The following is a 19,904-nucleotide window of genomic DNA, read 5'->3' on the forward strand; positions in this document are numbered from 1 at the left end:
CAGCTAGTCTTTTTCGGGGGCAATGCGGGTCGGCGTTTGCTGGCCCGCCACAATGCCGCGGGCGCTGCGCGCAATGGCCGAGATTACAGCCGTCATGTTGGCCACATCCAGGCTGCTCACTTCGTCATCCACGCTGTGGTATAGCTTATCGGTCGGAATTTGGTCGGTGCTGATGGTGTGGGCCGGCACGCCCAGCCGGGCCAGCGTGGCATTGTCGGAGCGGTAAAACAGGTTTTGCTCGGGGTATGGGTCGGGCTCAAACTTGAAGCCCGTGCCCTTGAGGTTGGCTTGCAGCAGCTTACCAAAGTCTGAGCGGTCGTAGCCGGTAATAAACGCGGTTTTCGGCCCAAACTTGGCAGGCTTGCCAATCATCTCGATGTTGAACATGGCCGCTAAGTCCTTTGGGTCAAGCTGCTTGGAGAAATAGGTAGCCCCGTAGCCCCCAATTTCTTCGCCCGTGAAGGCCACAAAAATCAGCGGCCGGGCATTGTCGTCGCGCTTTTTGAAATATTCGGCCAGGGCTACCACGGCCGTAGTGCCGCTAGCATCGTCGTCAGCCCCGTTGGCGATGGAGTCGCCGGCCGTGGGCTTGATGATGCCCAGGTGGTCGTAGTGGCCCGAAAAAATAACGTCTTCTTTAGCCCGCGCTGCGCTGTGGCCGGGCAGGTAGCCCACCACGTTGCGCAGCGTCAGGGTTCTGGCGGCGGTAGTGGCTGCCACCCGGTAAGTGGCTGGGGCCGCCGACACTGCCGCCAGCGCTACCACGCACGAATACGCGTTGGTAGCTGCCTCCTTGTGCAGCTGCGGGCCGGCGAACCTCCCCGCCAGGCGCTTAAACAGGTCGGCTTGGGCGGGGTCTACCAGCACTAGTAGGTTTTTGGTAGGATTGAAAATCTCCTGAAAGTGCGGTTGCAGCTTGTCGGTGGGCCCTAGTACCAGCACCTCCACGGCGTCCTTCTCCGTCCAGCTCAGCTGTGGCTGCGTGGTGATGGCCAGCGCATTGCCGGCCGGCAGCGCCTGGCCGCCCAGCGTCACTTGCACGCCCGCCGTAGTCGTTTCATAAGCCGGAAATTCCTGCATGAAGCCCGTCAAACCCGGCAGCGGCTGCAAGCCAATGCGGGTAAACTCGGCGGTCAAAAACTCGGCAGCTTTCCTATTGCCAGGGCCGGCAGTGGGGCGGCCCCCCATATCATCGGCGGCCAGCGCAGTCAGTACCCGCTCCACCGTGGCGGCCGATACTGCTTTCTTGGTTTGGGCCGCGGCCGTCAGGGAACTCACTGCCAGGCAGCTCAGTAGCAACGTGGTACGCATATTCTGCAAGTATTTTATTATCAGTTATTTAGGCTCGAAAATTTATGCCGGAGCTTGTTGCGGAAGCCGCTGCTCTAGCGCCCAGGGGCCGCCACCAGCGGCTCCAGTTCGGCCACGGCCTGCACCATCTCAGCCTCGGAGTTGAGGCCACCTTTGCGCACTTTGAGCGCCGCCAGGGCGGGGCCATAGGCGGCCAGCGCCCGCTCTAGGCTGGCGCGCTTCAGGCGCAGGGGCGAGAAGCGGCTGTCGCTGGGCCAGCGCAGGAAGTACTGCGCCTCTTCCACCAGCGCCCCGGGCGTGTGGGCCGTGTACGAGTCGTTGCCGGTGGAGGGCTTGGTCATTTCCTTATGCAAGTACTTGACCAGTTGCACGTTTTTGCCTTCCACCAGCACTTCGGCGCAGGTGCCGGCCACGTCGGGCGGCGCAATGGGAAAGTTGATGAAGTGCCGGGCCGGCTCCAGCAACCGGAACTCGCGCACCTGATTCATGGGCAGCAGCACCGAGTCGCCCTGCGGGCGGCGCACCCGCAGCTCCTGCCGGTACAGGTCGTACTTGAGCGGCACCGTAGTAGCGTGCTGGTTGCCGGCCAGCAGCAGCTCGCCGGGCCGCCAGCCCGCATACAGCATGGGCGAACCCAGCAGGCCCTCGTCGCGGTTGGAGAAAGCAATGTCGGTACGATTGCCCAGCACGTTAGACATGTTTTGGGTTGTCTGCATTGTTTCCTTCACAACGCCTTGGGCACCGGCAGTCAGCGACAAAAGAGACAGGGGTAAAAGCAAGTTTCTGTACATATCCTCTGGACTAATTCATTGGCTTAAATTTTCCGATAAAAATATACTAACCAGGCTCCTACTCCACCGTCAGCACCAGGTCATCGGCCTGCACGCGGGCACCTTCGCCCAACGCGAGGCTGCCCACGGTGAGGTCGGCGGGCGCGGTGATGGTGGTTTCCATTTTCATGGCTTCGATAACGAACAGCGGCGTGTTCTTGATTACCTGCTGGCCGGCGGCTATCAGCACCTTGCTCAGCATGCCTTGCAGGGGCGCGCCAATTTGCTTGGCGTTGGCCTTGTCGGCCTTTTGGTTGTGCACGGTTTTAACCTCCACGTGCTGGTCACGCACTTCAAGGTTGCGCGTTTGGCCGTTGAGGGCGAAGAAAACGGTGCGCATCCCCTCCTCATTGACCGGGCCGATGGACTGGAGCCGGATGATAATGGTTTTGCCCCGCGCAATGGTGATGATGGTTTCTTCACCCTCCTTCAGGCCGAAGAAGAACACCGGCGTCGAGATGCGGCTCACGTCGCCGTAGTCCTGCCGAAACTTCCAGTAATCGGCAAATACCTTGGGATAGAGCAAGCTAGAGAGCAGGTCGGTAAACTGCGCGTAGGGGTGCTCCTTCTCAAAGGCGGCCCATTCCTGGTCGAAATCAATGGGCGCGAGGTGGTCGTTGGGCCGGTCGGTGAAGGGCTTCTCCTCGCGCAGCACGGCGTGCTGAATGTCGGCGGGCCACCCGCCTAGCGGCTGGCCAATGTCGCCGCGCAGCAGCTCGCGCACCGACTCCGGAAAGCTCAGGCTTTCGCCCTTGCTTATCACTTCCTCGGGCGTTAAGTTGTTGGAAACCATGAACAACGCCAGGTCGCCCACTACCTTCGACGAGGGCGTCACTTTCGGAATATCGCCCAGCAGCTGGTTGGCATCGTGAAAGCGCTGCTTCACTTCCTCAAATTTGTCGAGCAAACCCAGCGCCGCCGCCTGGGGCCGCAGGTTGGAGTACTGCCCGCCCGGAATCTCGTGCTCAAACACCTCCGCCGTGCTGGCAAGCAGGCCCGACTCGAAGGGGTAATACTGCTCGCGCAGGGCCTCCCAATAGTCGCTAAACTCGTTAAGGCTGTGCTGGTTGAATTCGCGGTGGCGCGGCGTGTGCCGAAACATCTCCACCGCCGAGTTGAAGTTGGGCTGCGAAGTGAGGCCCGAGAGGCCACCCAGCGCCACGTCAATCACGTTCACGCCCGCCTCCACCGCCTTGAGATAAGTAGCTGCCTGCAAGCCACTTGTATCGTGGGTATGCAAATGAATGGGCAGCTTCACGGTTTCGCGCAGCGCCGTAATCAGCTCCTGCGCCGCGTAGGGCTTCAGCAGGCCCGCCATGTCTTTGATGCAGAGGATATGCGCGCCCGCGTCTTCCAGCTGCTTGGCCAACGTGGTGTAATACTGCAAGTTATACTTGGGCCGGCTGGCGTCCATAATGTCGCCAGTGTAGCAGATGCTGCCCTCGGCCAGGCCGGTGGTTTGCTGGCGCACAAACTGAATGCAGGCCTCCATGCCCTTCATCCAGTTCAATGAGTCGAAAATGCGGAATACGTCTACGCCCTTCGCGCCAGCCTCGGCCACGAAGCGCTCGGTCAGGTTGTCCGGGTACGCCTTGTAGCCCACGCCGTTGGCGCCGCGAATCAGCATTTGGAGCAGAATATTGGGCACCGCCTCGCGCAGCCGGGTGAGGCGCGCCCAGGGGTCTTCGTGCAAAAAGCGCAACGCCACGTCGAACGTGGCCCCGCCCCACACCTCCAGCGAGAAGGTTTGGGGGTGCTGGCGGGCGTAGCGGTCGGCCACCTTCAGCATGTCGATGGTGCGCATGCGGGTGGCCAGCAGGCTCTGGTGGGCGTCGCGCAGCGTGGTATCGGTGTAGTGAATGAGCGGCTCGGCACGCAGCCACTCACCTAATTTCTCGGGGCCCAGTTCCTGCAGTTTCTGGCGGGTGCCGGGCGCGGGCGGTTGGCTAAGGTCGGCGGCGGGCAGCGGTACGCGGCGCACCTGGCGGCGCTCGTCCACGCGGCCGGCCACGTCGGGGTTGCCATTTATCACCACCTCGCCGATGTAGTGCAGCAGGCGCGTGGCCCGGTCGAGCCGGGTCTTGAATTGCAGCAGCTCGGGGTTATCCTTGATAAAATCAACCGTGGCATGCCCGGCCTGAAACTCGGGGTTGCGCACGATATTCTGCAAGAACTGCATGTTCGTCTTCACCCCGCGCACCCGAAACTCGTCCAGGGTACGCAGCATTTTTTGGGCCGCGCCGGCCAGCGTGGGCGCGTGCGCCGACACCTTCACCAGCAGCGAATCGAAAAACGGCGAAATAATAGCACCTTGGTACACAGACCCTTGGTCAAGGCGAATACCGAAGCCGCCCGCCGAGCGGTAGGCCACAATGGTGCCGTAGTCGGGCTTAAAATCGTTGGTGGCATCTTCCGTCGTGATGCGGCACTGCACGGCCACGCCCATGCGCGGCACCACCACGTCGGGCCCCAGCCCAATTTCGGGCGACTCCAGCGGGTAGCCGCAGGCAATGTAAATCTGGGTTTTCACGATGTCTACGCCCGTTATCATCTCGGTCACCGTGTGCTCGACCTGGATGCGGGGATTGACTTCAATAAAATAAATGCGGTCCAGCTCGGGGTTTACCAGAAATTCCACGGTGCCCACGTTGTCGTAGCCCACCGCCTTGCCAATCTTCAACGCGTACTCGTACAGGCGGTTACGTAGCGAATCGGTAAGGTCCACGGCGGGCGCTACTTCCACCACTTTCTGGAAGCGGCGCTGCACCGAGCAGTCGCGCTCGTAGAGGTGCGTGAGGTGGCCGTGCTGGTCGCCCACCAGCTGCACCTCGATGTGCTTGGGCCGCTCCACAAACTTTTCGAGGAACACTGTGTCGTCGCCAAAAGCGTTCAGCGCCTCATTTCGGGCCTCAAAGAAGCCTTTTTGGAGCTGCTCATCATCGCGAATCACGCGCATGCCGCGCCCGCCGCCGCCGCTGGCCGCCTTCAGCATCGCGGGGTAGCCGATGCGGTGCGCCTCGGTCAGCGCCACGTCGATGTCCACTAGGTCGGCCTCGCTGCTCTCGATGAGCGGCACCTCACATTTCAGGGCCACCGCCTTGGCGGCCACCTTGTCGCCGAGCGCCTCCATCACTTCAGGGCGCGGGCCCACGAAGATGATGTTCTCCTCGCGGCAGCGCCGGGCCAGGTTGGCATTCTCGCTCAAAAACCCGTAGCCGGGGTGAATGGCCTCCACCCCGTTCTCCTTCGCCACCGCGATAATCGCCTCAATATCAAGGTACGGGCGCAGCGGCTCGTCGTCGCCACCAATCTGGTAGGCCTCGTCGGCCTTGTAACGGTGCAGCGAGTTACGGTCCTCATAGGTGTAGATGCCAACCGTGGAAATGCCCAGCTCAGTGGCGGCGCGGAACACGCGGATGGCTATTTCGCCACGGTTGGCGACGAGCAGCTTCGTGATTTTCATACGGGTTTTGGGAGAAAGTAGCAGCGGTTTGGCGGCTAAGCTACGCCGGGGCCTGCCAGCTTCCTACCCCTACTCTTCCGAAGCGCCGCCCACCCAGGGCAGCCGCGCCCGCACCTGCTGCACGCGGGCGCTCAGTTCGGCCAGGCCCGGCCGGTGCACGCTGCCCAGGTGCGTGGTGGCAAATTTCTTGTGCGGCACGTAGGTACCCGCGTCCACGGCCTGCCCCACCTGCTTATAGGCATCCCGAAACGGCACCCCGCGCTGAATGAGCTGGTTGATATTCTCGACCGAGAAAATGGCGTCGTACTTCGGCTGGTCAATCACGCCCGGCACCACTTCCAGCACCGGCACCGCAAAGAGCAGAATATCCAGAATATTGGCAAACTGCGTCATCGGCCGAAATAATATCTCCTTCAAAATCTGAAAATCGCGGTGGTAGCCACTGGGCAGATTATTGATGGTGAGAATAATGTCGTTCGGCAACGCTTGCAGCCGGTTGCAATGCGCCCGCACCAGCTCAAACACGTCGGGGTTTTTCTTGTGCGGCATAATGCTGGAGCCGGTTGTAAACTCCTTGGGCAGCTTCACAAAACCCAAATCCTGGCTGTTGTACAGCACCAGGTCATAAGCCAATTTACTCAGCGTGCCCGCCACGCCCGCAATCGCAAAAGCCAGCGTTTTCTCGGTTTTGCCGCGCAGCATTTGCGCGCCCACCGCGCTGATGGCCAGGTTGCCAAAACCCATTTCCCGCGTCGTCTGCTCGCGGTCAATGCCGAAGCTGCTGCCGAAACCCGCGCCCGAGCCCAGCGGATTGTGGTCGGCCACGGTGTGCGCCGCTTCCAACAAACTCATATCCAGAACTAAATGCTCAGCATACGCCCCAAACCATAGACCAAAGCTGCTCGGCATCGCCGCCTGAAAATGCGTGTAGCCGGGCAATAAAGCGTCCTTGTATTTCTCACCCTGCCGAATTAATAAATCGGCTAATTCCAGGATTTTCGTGCCGATTTTCTCGGTGTAATCCTTAATAAATAATTGAATCGCCGTCAATACCTGGTCGTTGCGCGAGCGTGCCGTATGGATTTTTTTGCCCGCGTCGCCAAATTTATCGGTCAGGTAATATTCAATTTTGGAATGAACGTCTTCAAACTCCGGCTCGATAACAAATGTGCCGTTTTCGACCTGCGCCAATAGCTCGTCCAGACCGGTAATTAATTGCCCTTCCTCCTCCTTGGAAATCAAGCCGATGCTGGCCAGCATTTTCGCTTGCGCCTTGGATGCTTGCATATCAAACTGCGCCAAATACATGTCCAGCTCACGGTCCTGCCCTACCGTGAACTGCTCAATTTTATCGTTGACGGAGAAGCCTTTTTCCCAGATTTTCATAACGCGAGGTTTCGCAAGGTTAAAAGAGGTTTCACAAGGTTTCGCTAAAGCTTAGATAAGGCATTGCAATTGCGAAACCTTGCGCTTAAAAATCAGTCAGCAGCTCGATATAATCTGCAATACCGGCGCGAATTTCACTGAGCAGAATATACTCGTCCGGCGCGTGCGAGCGGGCGCTATCGCCGGGGCCCATTTTCAGGGTATCGAAGCTCATTAATGCCTGGTCGGAGAGCGTAGGCGAGCCGTAGGTATGCTTGCCCATGGCCACCGCCCGGCGCACAATCGGGTGTTCTAGGCTTAATCCGGAAGACTGCAAATGCGTGGAGCGCGGCGTGATATCGGCCTGCACGTGGGCCCGCACCGTGGCCAGGATTTCCTCATTCGAGTAGCACTCGTTGGTGCGAATATCTACCACGTAGCGGCACTCATCGGGCACCACGTTGTGCTGCGTGCCCGCGCTGATTTGCGTCACCGTCATTTTCACGGGGCCAAGCAAATTCGACACCTGCGAAAACTGGTACGTGCGCAGCCAATGAATATCGTCCAGCGCTTTGTAGAGCGCATTGTCGCCTTCGTCGCGGGCGGCGTGGCCGGTGCGGCCGTGCGCCACGCCATCGAGCACCAGCAAGCCTTTTTCGGCCACGGCGGCGTGCATGCCGGTCGGCTCACCCACAATACCGAGGTCAATTTTACCTAATTCGGGCAGAATACTTTTGATGCCATTGGCCCCCGATATTTCCTCCTCCGCCGTGATGGCGCAGATTAAATTAAACGCCGTGTTTTGGTCGTAGAAATACCGGAATACCGCCAGCAAGCTTACTGCTGAGGCGCCCGCGTCGTTACTGCCCAGGCCCGTCAATTTATCGCCTTCCAGCACCGCGCCGAAGGGCGGGTACGTCCAGGCCACACCCGGCTTCACGGTGTCGTGGTGCGAGTTTAATAAAATGGTGGGTTTTTGCGCGTCAAACTGGCGGCTCACTGCCCACACGTTATTACCCTGCCTCTGAACCGGGATACCGTGTTGCGCCAGAGAACTCACCAAAATACCGGCTGTGCCAGCTTCTTCGCGCGAAAACGAGGGTGTTTGAATTAATTGCTTTAGCAATTCAATCGCGTCGTTGCTCAGCTGCGCAATTACTTCAGGCATAGCACCGTGCGTAAATCAGAATTAATATGTAGGGCATGGCCGATAATTACCTGCGATACACCCTGGTTAAGCGCCGCAAAGGCATTTTCGAGTTTCGGCAGCATGCCATCGGCAATAATTCCTTGGTGTTTTAATTCGGCGTACGTAGCCGAATTAATTTCGGGAATTACCGAATTATCATCGGCTACATCGCGTAGTACGCCGTTTTTCTCGAAGCAGTAATGCAGCGTTACGTCGTACTCCAGAGCCAGCGCCACGGCCACGGCCGAAGCAATAGTATCGGCATTGGTATTTAATAATTGGCCCTGTCCATCGTGGATAATGGGGCACAGCACGGGCGTCATACCGGCTTCTAACAAGCTTTTTAGCAGGGTATTATCGACGCTTGCCGGCGTGAGGTCGCCCACGAAGCCGTAGTCAATATCCTTTACTTGGCGCTTGTGACCCTGAATGACGTTGCCATCGGCCCCGCTCAGGCCGAGCGCGTTCACGCCCAGCTTTTGCAATTCGGCCACTACCTGCTTGTTGGTTTTACCGGCGTAAAACATCGTCACAATATCGAGCGTGGCGGCGTCGGTGATGCGGCGGCCGTTCACGAGCTGCGGCTCTATGCCCAGCTCGCGCATCATGGTACTGGCGCCTTTGCCACCGCCGTGCACTAGGATGCGGGGGCCGTCGGCCTGGGCCAACAGCGCCAGAAATTTGGTCAGCTCAATGGCATCGTCAATAATGCCGCCCCCAATTTTATAAATAGTTACCTGCGGCTTGTTCATAATTTGTTCATCGCCAGGCCCTGCGCTGCTGGCGAAAAAAAACGCTTTTTCTATTGCGGGCAAAAGTAGGAACTTTTACCTTTGTGGCTCCATTATGGCCCCTGGTTTGCTAGCTCATTGGCTGGCCCCCTGGCTGTTTTACTGCAATGACTTACTTGGTTCGCGCCACTCTTCAGCTTTCTGCCCCGGCCCTTTTGGGTGGCGAAAGCGTGCGCCCACTAGTTAGTGCTTTGCTGCGACGACCCTAGCCGGCTTCAACCGCCGGGTGCTGGCTGCGAGCTAGCCATGCTGAGCCACCGCTAACGCGCTCAGCTACTTACCGATAGATTTCGGGTTTTCTGCCCTAACTCGCGTGGTGCGAGGGCCGGTAAACTGCGTCTCTTTCCTAAGTCTTTCTTCCTTACTAATGACAATACGGGTTGCGACAGCAGCAGACGCGCAGTACGCGGACTTGCTGTGTCAATGGTACATCGAATCGGCGAAGCAGCGCGGCACCGGCATCGCCAAGCGGGAGCCGGAGTACGTGAAATCTAAAATGCTGCAAGGCAACGCCGTAATCGCGTTCGTGGACGACGAGCTGGCGGGTTTTTGCTACATCGAAACCTTCGAGAGCGGCAAGTTCGTGGCCAATTCGGGCCTCGTGGTGAACACCGAATTGCGCAAGCACGGCTTGGGCCGCGCCATTAAGCGGGCGGTCTTCAACCTTTCGCGCACCAAGTACCCGGACGCCAAGATTTTCGGCATCACCACCAGCCTGGCGGTGATGAAAATCAACAGCGACTTGGGCTATAAGCCGGTGACGTTCTCGGAGTTAACTACCAGCGAAGACTTCTGGAAAGGCTGCAAGAGCTGCAAAAACTTCGGCATTCTGATGGAAAACGAGCGCAAAATGTGCCTCTGTACCGGTATGGTGTTCGACGACATTACCGCGCCGCTGCCCGAGCCGGAAACCAACGCTGAAACTCCTTCTTCGACTTCTACTATTTCTGAATAATGAAAAAAAAGGCAATTGTAGCGTACAGCGGCGGCCTCGATACGTCGTACTGCGTGGTGAACCTCTCGCGAGAGCATGACCTCGAAATCCACACCGTTATCGTGAACTCGGGCGGTTTTTCGGCCGAGGAGTTGGCAGCCATCGAAAAGCGCGCTTACGAGCTGGGCTCGGTGAAGCACGAGGTAATTGACATTACCGAACGCTTTTACCACGATTGCCTGCGCTACCTGCTGTTTGGCAACGTGTTGAAAAACGACACGTATCCGCTGAGCGTGAGCGCCGAGCGCATGTTTCAGGCGCTCGCCATTGCCGAGTATGCCAAGCGCGAAAACGCCGAGTACATCGTGCACGGCAGCACCGGGGCCGGCAACGACCAAGTACGATTCGACGTGGCCTTCGCCGTTATTTCGCCTGATACCGAGATTATTACACCCATCCGCGACCAGAAGCTATCGCGCCAGGCCGAGATTCAATATTTGCAGGACCAGGGCTTTGAAATGAGCTGGGAGAAGGCCAAATACTCCATCAACCGGGGCATTTGGGGCACCAGCGTGGGCGGCGTCGAAACGCTGACTTCGCGCCAGGCGCTGCCCGAAAGCGCCTACCCCACCCAGCTCTCCAAAACCGAGCCCAGCCAGCTGGAAATTACCTTCGAGAAAGGCGAGCCCGTGGCCCTCAACGGCCAGCGCATGGACGCCGTGTCGCTCATTCAGCAGATTAACGATATCGCCGGGGCCTACGCCATCGGCCGTGATACGCACGTGGGCGATACCATTCTGGGCATCAAGGGCCGCGTGGGTTTCGAGGCCCCGGCGGCGCTACTGCTCATCAAGGCGCACCACTTGCTGGAAAAGCACACGCTTTCGCGCTGGCAGCAGCTGCACAAGGAACCGGTGGCCACTTGGTACGGCACGCTGCTGCACGAGGCGCAGTACCTCGACCCGGCCATGCGCGACTTTGAAGCCTTCCTGGTGTCGTCGCAGGAGCGCGTGACGGGCACGGTGTTCGTCGAGCTGCGTCCCTATCACTTTGAGCTGCTGGGCATTGAGTCGAAATACGACATGATGCAATCGAAGGTGGCGACTTATGGCGAGGAGAACAATGCGTGGGATTCGCGCGACGCGCGGGGCTTTATTAAGATTTTTGGCAACCAGTTGAAAATTCACGCTAGCCTGAGTGATGAGCAAGTATAAAGCCGGCATCGTGGGTGGTGCTGGCTACACAGCTGGCGAACTTGTGCGACTGCTATTGCACCATCCGGAGGTAGAAATATCGGCTGTAGTCAGTTCAACTCAAGCAGGCTTGCCTCTTCACACAGTGCATGACGACCTGCTGGGAGATACTGATTTAGTATTCGAAAGTGAACTAACAGGCGGTGAAGATGTAGTTTTTCTTTGCTTGGGTCATGGCAATTCCCGCAAGTTTCTAGAAGAAGCTGCCATCCCATACGGCACAAAGGTTGTCGACCTGAGTAATGATTTCAGACTAGCAGCGGATAGTCATACACTGGGCCGACGCTTTGTCTATGGACTACCGGAGGTAAATCGTGAGGAAATTCGCCAAGCGGGCAGCATTGCAAATCCAGGCTGCTTTGCTTCGGCCATCCAACTAGCCCTATTGCCGCTGGCGGCGGCCGGGCACTTGCAGGCGGCCGTGCACGTGTCGGCCATCACGGGCAGCACGGGCGCGGGCCGGGGCCTGGCCGAAACGACCGGCTACACCTGGCGCACGGGCAACGTATCGGTTTATAAAGCCTTCACGCACCAGCACTTAGGCGAGATTGGCGAAACGCTGACGCACTTGCAGCCGGGCTTCGAGCAGCCGATTAATTTTATCCCCTACCGCGGCAATTTTACCCGCGGCATCTTCGCTTCGGTTTATACCACCTGCGAACTTTTAATACCAGAGGTACAAAAACTGTACTCCGATTATTATCAGGATGCGCCATTCACGGTGGTTTCGGACAAGGAAATCCATCTGAAACAGGTAGTTAACACCAACAAGTGTCTGCTGCACCTGGAGAAGCACGGCAACCAGCTCCTGATTACCGCTGCTCTGGACAACTTGCTAAAAGGCGCATCGGGCCAGGCAGTACAGAATATGAACCTGCTGTTTGGGCTGGAGGAAACGATGGGTTTGGGGATTAAGGCTTCGTATTTTTAAGCTATCAGAATGTCAATAATAAGACTGTCATGCTGAGCTTGCCGAAGCATCTCTACCGCCCTACCTAATGGTAGTAGTATTACGAATTTTAAACATCTTGTAATTTTTGTTTTTCAGACATTTTCTTATTGCTCGACTAATGAAAAAGTGCCCTTTCTGCTCCGAGATGATTCAAGACGATGCTATTAAGTGCCGCCATTGCAACGAGTGGCTTGACAAGAAGCCAACTGGTGGATTTATGCAAGCCGTGGCCTCTACTGAAAAGTTTTTCTCAGGGAAGATTAAGGAATATCAGGAGAAGCAACAGGCTCACTTGTATTGGCCCACACAGGACAAGCCTTTGAAGGTAAAAAACGTCAGTTTCTTTCCAGATAGATTAACGTTTGATGATAATGAATACATATACTCAACTATTGAAGCTGTTTATTATTTACCAACAATTTCGACTTCGATGCTAGGAAGTGACAGGGGTGCAACGTTTATGATTGGCGGTGTAAATACTAAAGACGGTCAGACAAAAATAATTGTCTTAACATCTAGTATGACAGGGGTCATAAAAGGTTCACTCAACAAAAAGGAATACGAGCAACTTAATATTGCTCACGAAATTATCGCAAAAAGCTCTTTGACAAACAGAATTAATAAAGAGTTGCGAGAACTTGAGGAGAAGGGATATTTCACTTATAATGAAAATAAATTTTATGCAAATGGCGACCTTTTCAATAAGAAAGGAAAGCTTATTGCAAATTTAAAAACTGCGTTTAAAGAAGGTAATGTTTCTCTAGGAACTGTCTGGTCTAGTGCCAAACGCACTTCGACAAATCCCTACGAGTTTTCAATAAATTCTGGAGCACCTAAAATAAAGTTTTTAGGTATGGAATCCGGCAGTAAAATCAGTTTTGAAGCGGTTTCCAATCATGACGTTTTCAAATACCTACTATCGTACTTTCAAGACAATGGACAATATCCTAGTAGCTACGAAATAGACAACTAACTAAACCATGAACCTCTTCGACGTTTATCCCCTCGTCAACATCACGCCCGTGAAGGCGCTCGGCGCCAAGCTGTGGGACGATAAAGGCCAGGAATACCTGGATTTCTACGGCGGGCACGCCGTTATTTCCATTGGCCATAGCCACCCGCACTACGTGCAGCGCCTCACCGAGCAGCTGCAAAACATCGGCTTCTACTCCAACTCGGTGCAGATTCCGATTCAGCGCGAGCTGGCCACGAAGCTGGGCGAGGTGTCGGGCTACCCCGACTACGCGCTGTTTTTGTGCAACTCGGGGGCCGAGGCCAACGAGAATGCGCTGAAGCTGGCCTCTTTCCACACGGGCAAAAAGCGGGTTATCGCGTTTAAGGGCGGGTTTCACGGCCGCACGTCGGGCGCGGTGGCAGCCACCGACAACCCCAAAATCATTGCCCCCTTCAACGCCGACCACCTCGTTTCCTTCCTGGAATACGACTTGCAGGCGGTTATTGAGGTGCTGCGCGGCGGCGACGTGTGCGCCGTCATCGTGGAGCCCATTCAGGGGGTAGGCGGCATCATCATGCCGCCCGATGAGTTTCTGGTGGGCCTCTCGCTGGTATGCGGCGCGCACGGCGCACTACTCATCGCCGATGAGGTGCAGTGCGGCTACGGCCGCAGCGGCAAGTTTTTTGCCCACCAGTGGGCCGGCATCCGGCCCGATATCATCTCGGTGGCCAAGGGCATGGGCAACGGCTTCCCCATCGGCGGCATCCTCATTGCGCCGCAGTACAAGGCCTCCTATGGCCTGCTGGGCACCACGTTTGGCGGCAACCACCTGGCCTGCGCGGCTGCCCTGGCCGTGCTCGAAGTAATGCAAGACGAGCACCTGCTGGCCCACGCCGCCGCCATGGGCGACCACCTGCGCCGCGAGCTGCTGGCCCACGCAGGCGCCCAGGAAATCCGGGGCCGCGGCCTGATGGTGGGCATCAAGTACGACTTCCCCATCAAGGAAATCCGCGACAAGCTATTGGCCGACTTCCACATTTTTGTGGGCAACGCCTCCGACCCCACGGTGCTGCGGCTGCTGCCGCCGCTGAATATCACGAAGGCCGAGGTTGACCGATTTTTGGAAGCGCTGTTTGCGCTGACGGAGAAGTCGATAGAAGTCATTCACCAAGCTTCGGCATTGGATTAATAGGATATAGAGACGCAATATATTGCGTCTCTTTGTTTGTCGGCCCGTACCAGAACGACGCATACTAACATGGTCTGCGACGAGGAAGGCTTAATAACTTTGCGTCTCTAAAACAGCAACAACTTAGATGTTCCAACCAGTAAAACTCATCCTCGAAGACGGCACCGAAATTCAGGGCGAATCCTTCGGTGCGTTCACCTCCGCCGCGGGCGAAGTGGTGTTCAGCACGGCCATGACCGGCTACCCCGAAAACCTCACCGACCCGTCCTTCGCCGGCCAGATTCTGGTGCTCACCACCCCCATGGTGGGCAACTACGGCGTGCCCGGCGAGGAGCTATACGAGTCGATTTCCACCATTTTCGAGTCCGACAAAATCCACATTGCCGGGCTCGTGGTGAGCTACTACTCCGAGGAGCACAGCCACTGGCACGCCGCCAAAAGCCTCGGCGACTGGCTCAAGGAGTACAACATACCCGGCATTTTTGGCGTCGATACCCGCATGCTCACCAAGAAGCTGCGCGAGAAAGGCGCCATGCTGGGCAAAATCGTGGCCGAAACCGACGTGCCCCTGCACGACCCCAACCTCGACAACCTAGTAGCTCAGGTGAGCCCGGCCGGCGTGCAGCACTACGGCAGCGGCCAGCACAAAATCGTGCTCGTGGACTGCGGCACCAAAACCAACATCATCCGCTGCTTCCTAGAGCGCGACGTGGAGCTGATTCGGGTGCCCTGGGACTACGATTTCACCACGTTGGACTACGACGGCCTGTTCCTGAGCAACGGCCCCGGCGACCCCAAAATGTGCGAAGCCACCATCGCTCATCTGCAAAAAGCCCTGCAACAGGACAAGCCGATTTTCGGCATCTGCCTGGGCAGCCAGCTGATGGGCTTGGCCGCGGGCGGCGATACCTTCAAGCTGAAATACGGCCACCGCAGCCACAACCAGCCCGTGAAGCTCACCGGCACCCAGCACTGCTACATCACCAGCCAAAACCACGGCTTCGCGGTCGATACCGAAACACTACCGGCTGATTGGAACATGCTGTTCGAGAACCTGAACGACGGCACCTGCGAAGGCATCAAGCACAAAACCAAGCCGTTCTTCTCCACCCAGTTTCACCCCGAAGCCGCCGGCGGCCCGCAGGATACGGAGTTTCTGTTTGATGACTTTTTGAGAGCAGTGGTAGAGTATAAGGAGGGACAGGCGAAGTAGAAACGCTACAGACAGAGCAAAGTAGAATCACCTATTTACAGTTTGTATTAGCCGCAAGCTTGCTTAATTAAGCAAGTAGGCTACTTTATCTGAGCCGCTTCGAAAAAGCCTTGATAAAATCCTCGTAACTATTTGTTTCTACTAAACTCTTATGAAGTTTTCTGTGATAAGCGTTTGCTTTAATCTTATAACCAAGAAAGCTGCGAACCTCAAACATCATACGCATAACTATTCCAAAGAGCAACACCACAGCTGGTATCGTTATTATTAAAAATACAGCGGATAAGAACCCACTGTTTTTGGTAAAAGGCTCGAGCAGCGCTGACAGACCGCATACCACAGCTAAGCACAATGCCATTTTCAACTCCCACTTCATAAAGGACCAATCAGCAATCCCAAACAGCTTAGCATCGGGTTCAAATTGCAATGCTTCACGCAAGTGATTGTACAACTCCCTATCAATGACTAGCCCTTTGAAAGTGTGAGAAGTATACTGAACGTTAATGGCCATGAGTAAATCCAGATGAGTACGAGACTAAGTAGACGCCAAATTAAAGCCCAAATTTTGGAAGTATTTGCCTCGTCAAATTAGGCATTCGCTTCAGTAGAGAACTCATGCGTTCTGTACTTTGCTCAGCATGACGTTCAATATTAACTGACCCTTACAACGGTCTGTTACCCAACCCTTAGAATGAACAAACCCAACAAAGTTCTCATCCTTGGTTCCGGCGCCCTCAAAATTGGCGAGGCCGGGGAGTTCGATTATTCCGGCTCGCAGGCCCTCAAGGCGCTGAAGGAGGAAGGCATCCGCACCATCCTCATCAACCCCAACATTGCCACCGTACAGACGTCGGACAACATTGCCGACGACGTGTACTTCCTGCCCGTGACGCCCTACTTCGTGGAGGAAGTCATCAAAAAGGAGCAGCCCGATGGCATTCTGGTGGCCTTTGGCGGCCAAACGGCGCTGAACTGCGCCGTGGCCCTGTACCGCGCCGGCGTGTTTGAGAAGTACAACGTGCAGGTGCTGGGCACGCCCGTGCAGAGCATCATCGACACCGAGGACCGGGATATTTTCAAGGAGAAGCTGGAGCAGATTGGCGTGCTCTCGGCCCGCAGCGTGGCCGTGACGACGATGGACGATGCGCTGGCGGCGGGCGAGAAAATCGGGTTCCCCATCATCGTGCGGGCGGCGTTTGCGCTGGGCGGCCTGGGCAGCGGCTTCGCCAACAACATGGACGAGCTGCGCGAGCTGGCCCAAAAATCCTTCACCACTTCCGACCAGATTCTGGTGGAAGAGTCGCTGAAGGGCTGGAAGGAAGTGGAGTACGAAGTAGTGCGCGATGCCTATGATAACTGCATCACGGTCTGCAACATGGAGAACTTCGACCCCATCGGCATTCACACCGGCGAGAGCATCGTAGTGGCCCCGTCGCAGACGCTCAGCAACCGCGAGTACCACAAACTGCGCACCATCGGCATCCAGACCATCCGGCACCTGGGCATCGTGGGCGAGTGCAACATTCAGTACGCGCTGGACCCCGTTTCGGAAGATTACCGCGTGATTGAGGTGAACGCACGCCTGTCGCGCTCCTCGGCGCTGGCTTCCAAGGCTACGGGCTACCCGCTGGCCTTCGTGGCCGCCAAGTTGAGCCTGGGTTACTCGCTGGCCGAGCTGAAAAACAGCGTTACACAGACGACTTCGGCCTTTTTCGAGCCGGCGCTCGACTACGTGGTGGTGAAGCTGCCACGCTGGGATTTGGGCAAATTTGCGGGCGTTAACCGCCAGATTGGCAGCGCCATGAAGAGCGTGGGCGAGGTCATGGCCATCGGCAAATCCTTTGAGGAAGCCATTCAGAAAGGCCTGCGGATGCTGGATACCGGCAAGCGCGGCTTCGTGGCCAACCGCCCTGAGGACGAGCTAGACCACGCCGCCATCGACCAGCTCCTGAGCGAGCCCAACGAGGAGCGCATCTTCGCCATCAACAGCGCCTTTGAGGCCGGCTACACGCTGGAGCAAGTACACCAGCTGACCAAGATTGACCACTGGTTTTTGCAGCGTTTGTACACCATTTTCGAGCTGGGCAATCAACTAGCTGCCGGCCGCTCTGCGGGCCTCGATGGCTTGGAAACCAAGCTACTGCGCGACGTAAAAAAGGCTGGTTTCTCCGACCAGCAGATTGCCGTGAAGCTGCTGGGCGAGGGCGACGTGAAGGCCGATGAGTTGCTGGTGCGCGCCCGTCGCAAGGCCCTGGGCGTGCTGCCGGTGGTGAAGCAGATTGACACGTTGGCGGCCGAATTCCCGGCCAAAACCAACTACCTCTACACCACTTACCACGGCACCGAAAACGACCTGACGCGCGAGACCGCGCAGTCGGTGGTGGTGCTGGGCTCGGGCGTGTACCGCATCGGCTCGTCGGTGGAGTTTGACTGGTGCGGCGTGCAGGCCGTGCAAACGGCGGCGGCCGAGGGCTACAAAACCATCATTATCAACTACAACCCCGAAACCGTTTCGACCGACTACGACGTGTCGGACCGGCTGTATTTCGAGGAGCTGAGCTTCGAGCGGGTGATGGACATCCTGGATTTTGAGCAGCCCGGCGGCGTGATTCTGAGCACCGGCGGCCAGATTCCCAACAACCTCGCCACCCGCCTGGCCGACGCCCACGCGCCCATTCTGGGCACCGCGCCAGCGCGCATCGATGAGGCCGAAAACCGCCACAAGTTCTCCAGCATCATGGACGAGCTGGGCATTGCCCAGCCGCGCTGGAAGGAGCTGACCTCGCTGGAAGCCATGAATGCATTCGTGCGCGAAGTCGGCTTCCCGGTGCTCATCCGGCCGAGCTACGTGCTGTCGGGTGCCGCCATGAACGTGGTGTCCAACACCTTCGAGCTGGAAGCCTTTTTGCAAACCGCCGTGGAGGTGAGCGACGAGTACCCGGTGGTGGTGTCGGAATTCATCCAGGAAGCCAAGGAAATTGAGCTGGATGCCGTGGCCGACCACGGCGACATCGTGAGCTATGCCATCTCGGAACACGTGGAGTTTGCCGGCGTACACTCCGGCGACGCCACCATGTACTACCCACCCCAACGGGTGTACGTGGGCACCATCCGCAAGCTGAAAATCATCGCCGAAAAGATTGCCAAGCGCTACGAAATCAGCGGCCCGTTCAACATCCAGTTTCTGGAAAAAAACGGCGAAATTCGGGTGATTGAGTGCAACATCCGCGCCTCGCGCAGCTACCCCTTCGTGTCGAAAATATCGGGTAACAACCTCATCAAAAAAGCCACGCAAATCCTGCTGGGCAAACACGTAGAGCGCGACGAAAGCGAGCGGATTTACGACCTGCCCTTCGTGGGCGTGAAGGCCCCGCAGTTCTCTTTCACCCGCCTGCCCGGTGCCGACCCGGTGCTGCGCGTCGATATGGTGAGCACCGGCGAAGTCGGCTGCCTGGGCGACACCGCCGAGGAAGCGCTGCTGAAATCGATGCTGAGCGTGGGCTACAAAATCCCGCAGAAAACGGTGCTCATTTCCGGCGGCCCCATTATCTCCAAAGTGGCCCTGCTCGCGCCCGCCGCGCTGCTCATCAAAAAGGGCTACACCGTGTACGCCACCCAGGGCACGCACCGCTTCTTCGCCGAAAACGGCATTCCCAGCAGCCTGCTCTTCTGGCCCGATGAATTGCAGGAGCCCAACGTGCTGACGTATCTGAAGGAAAAGAAAATCGACCTGGTCATTAATATCCCCAAAAACCTCTCGAAAGGCGAGTTGGATAACGACTACAAAATCCGCCGCACGTCCGTGGATTTCGGCGTCGGTTTGCTGACGAATGCGCGGCTGGCGAAGGCGTTTATTCAGGCTTTCTGCTCACTGGAGATGAAGGACTTGAAGATTAAGAGCTGGAACGAGTATAAGGCGATGTAAATTGATAGCGCAGATTCTTTTGAGTCTGCGCTTTTTATATGGAACAGTTTCTTCACTTAAAGGCTATTTGGGAACAGAGAAAAATCCGGTCTGAATGGACAGCAAGCGAATCTGGTATTTTAAAATTCGAAACTGACCGCAACGTAAAATTTCCGGAAGATTTACGTAGCTACTTCAACCTTGTAAATGGTATGGACGGTGAAGTGGATGACGATTTCTATGAATTTTATTCACTGAATAAAATCAAAGACGTTGTCACTCAGCTCGGCGAATATCATGGAATTCCAAGGCACAGCGACATACTACATGAGATAGAGCATGCTGAGATGTGCTTTGTATTTGCTGATTATTCAATCAGTCTTATTGTCTACGCTATTCGGCTAAGCAATGTAAATACCGCTAAAAACGAAGTGTATGCAATATGCGGCGGTATTCATAAAGTCATAGCAGAGTCATTTTCAGATTTCATTTCTCTGTATCTAGCGAATTCTGATAATTTACTGATTTGACTTTACCAAAGATGTTATTTTAGTC

Annotated in this window: 15 protein-coding genes; 8 read left to right on the forward strand and 7 right to left on the reverse strand. The window is 56.6% G+C overall.

Going from position 1 to position 19,904, the window contains the following annotated elements; genetic code table 11:
• Nucleotides 1–3: 3 nt before the first annotated feature.
• The 6 genes from ACYVGC_RS03095 to argB form a co-directional block, all read right to left on the reverse strand.
• The gene (locus ACYVGC_RS03095) at nt 4–1,311 is read right to left on the reverse strand and encodes a M20/M25/M40 family metallo-hydrolase (protein WP_460582308.1); all 1,308 of its coding nucleotides are present in this window, start codon (nt 1,309–1,311) and stop codon (nt 4–6) included.
• 74 nt (nt 1,312–1,385) lie between these two features.
• Nucleotides 1,386–2,069: a hypothetical protein gene (locus tag ACYVGC_RS03100; protein ID WP_460582309.1), complete on the reverse strand. Its 684-nt coding sequence runs from the start codon at nt 2,067–2,069 to the stop codon at nt 1,386–1,388.
• Between the two features lie 91 nt (nt 2,070–2,160).
• On the reverse strand, nt 2,161–5,604 hold the full coding sequence (locus ACYVGC_RS03105) for a pyruvate carboxylase (RefSeq protein ID WP_460582310.1): 3,444 nt from the start codon (nt 5,602–5,604) through the stop codon (nt 2,161–2,163).
• 69 nt (nt 5,605–5,673) lie between these two features.
• The gene (gene argH / locus ACYVGC_RS03110; protein WP_460582311.1) at nt 5,674–6,990 is read right to left on the reverse strand and encodes an argininosuccinate lyase; all 1,317 of its coding nucleotides are present in this window, start codon (nt 6,988–6,990) and stop codon (nt 5,674–5,676) included.
• An 85-nt stretch (nt 6,991–7,075) separates the two neighbouring features.
• Complete coding sequence (locus ACYVGC_RS03115; RefSeq protein ID WP_460582312.1) at nt 7,076–8,137, reverse strand: M20 family metallo-hydrolase; 1,062 nt, start codon at nt 8,135–8,137, stop codon at nt 7,076–7,078.
• Complete coding sequence (gene argB / locus ACYVGC_RS03120; RefSeq protein WP_460582313.1) at nt 8,125–8,910, reverse strand: acetylglutamate kinase; 786 nt, start codon at nt 8,908–8,910, stop codon at nt 8,125–8,127. The genes ACYVGC_RS03115 and argB overlap by 13 nt, the downstream gene beginning before the upstream one ends.
• 406 nt (nt 8,911–9,316) lie before the next feature.
• On the opposite strand from argB, the gene ACYVGC_RS03125 reads away from it, so the two are divergent.
• The 6 genes from ACYVGC_RS03125 (at nt 9,317) to carA (ending at nt 15,445) form a co-directional block, all read left to right on the forward strand.
• Entirely contained in the window at nt 9,317–9,904 is a 588-nt protein-coding gene (locus ACYVGC_RS03125) for a GNAT family N-acetyltransferase (protein WP_460582314.1), read from the forward strand.
• A complete protein-coding gene (gene argG, locus ACYVGC_RS03130; RefSeq protein ID WP_460582315.1) occupies nt 9,904–11,097 on the forward strand; it encodes an argininosuccinate synthase in 1,194 nt (397 codons plus the stop codon). Before ACYVGC_RS03125 ends, argG begins: the two co-directional genes overlap by 1 nt.
• Nucleotides 11,084–12,067, forward strand: a complete 984-nt coding sequence (gene argC, locus ACYVGC_RS03135; RefSeq protein WP_460582316.1) for an N-acetyl-gamma-glutamyl-phosphate reductase — start codon at nt 11,084–11,086, stop codon at nt 12,065–12,067. The genes argG and argC overlap by 14 nt, the downstream gene beginning before the upstream one ends.
• 166 nt (nt 12,068–12,233) lie before the next feature.
• Nucleotides 12,234–13,061, forward strand: coding sequence for a hypothetical protein (locus ACYVGC_RS03140; RefSeq protein ID WP_460582317.1), 828 nt, complete (start codon nt 12,234–12,236; stop codon nt 13,059–13,061).
• A 7-nt stretch (nt 13,062–13,068) separates the two neighbouring features.
• Nucleotides 13,069–14,232: an aspartate aminotransferase family protein gene (locus ACYVGC_RS03145; protein WP_460582318.1), complete on the forward strand. Its 1,164-nt coding sequence runs from the start codon at nt 13,069–13,071 to the stop codon at nt 14,230–14,232.
• Between the two features lie 127 nt (nt 14,233–14,359).
• The gene (carA, locus tag ACYVGC_RS03150; protein WP_460582319.1) at nt 14,360–15,445 is read left to right on the forward strand and encodes a carbamoyl-phosphate synthase small subunit; all 1,086 of its coding nucleotides are present in this window, start codon (nt 14,360–14,362) and stop codon (nt 15,443–15,445) included.
• 85 nt (nt 15,446–15,530) lie between these two features.
• Here carA and ACYVGC_RS03155 read toward each other — a convergent pair whose 3' ends face one another.
• Nucleotides 15,531–15,956 (reverse strand): hypothetical protein, encoded by a 426-nt coding sequence (locus ACYVGC_RS03155; RefSeq protein ID WP_460582320.1) that lies wholly within the window; start codon nt 15,954–15,956, stop codon nt 15,531–15,533.
• A 180-nt stretch (nt 15,957–16,136) separates the two neighbouring features.
• Between ACYVGC_RS03155 and carB the strand changes: the two genes are divergently transcribed.
• Together carB and ACYVGC_RS03165 are read left to right on the forward strand one after the other, a co-directional pair.
• Nucleotides 16,137–19,370, forward strand: coding sequence for a carbamoyl-phosphate synthase large subunit family protein (gene carB, locus ACYVGC_RS03160; RefSeq protein ID WP_460582321.1), 3,234 nt, complete (start codon nt 16,137–16,139; stop codon nt 19,368–19,370).
• A gap of 38 nt (nt 19,371–19,408) precedes the next feature.
• Complete coding sequence (locus ACYVGC_RS03165; RefSeq protein WP_460582322.1) at nt 19,409–19,879, forward strand: SMI1/KNR4 family protein; 471 nt, start codon at nt 19,409–19,411, stop codon at nt 19,877–19,879.
• Nucleotides 19,880–19,904 lie beyond the last annotated feature (25 nt).

Source organism: Hymenobacter arcticus (assembly GCF_054779975.1).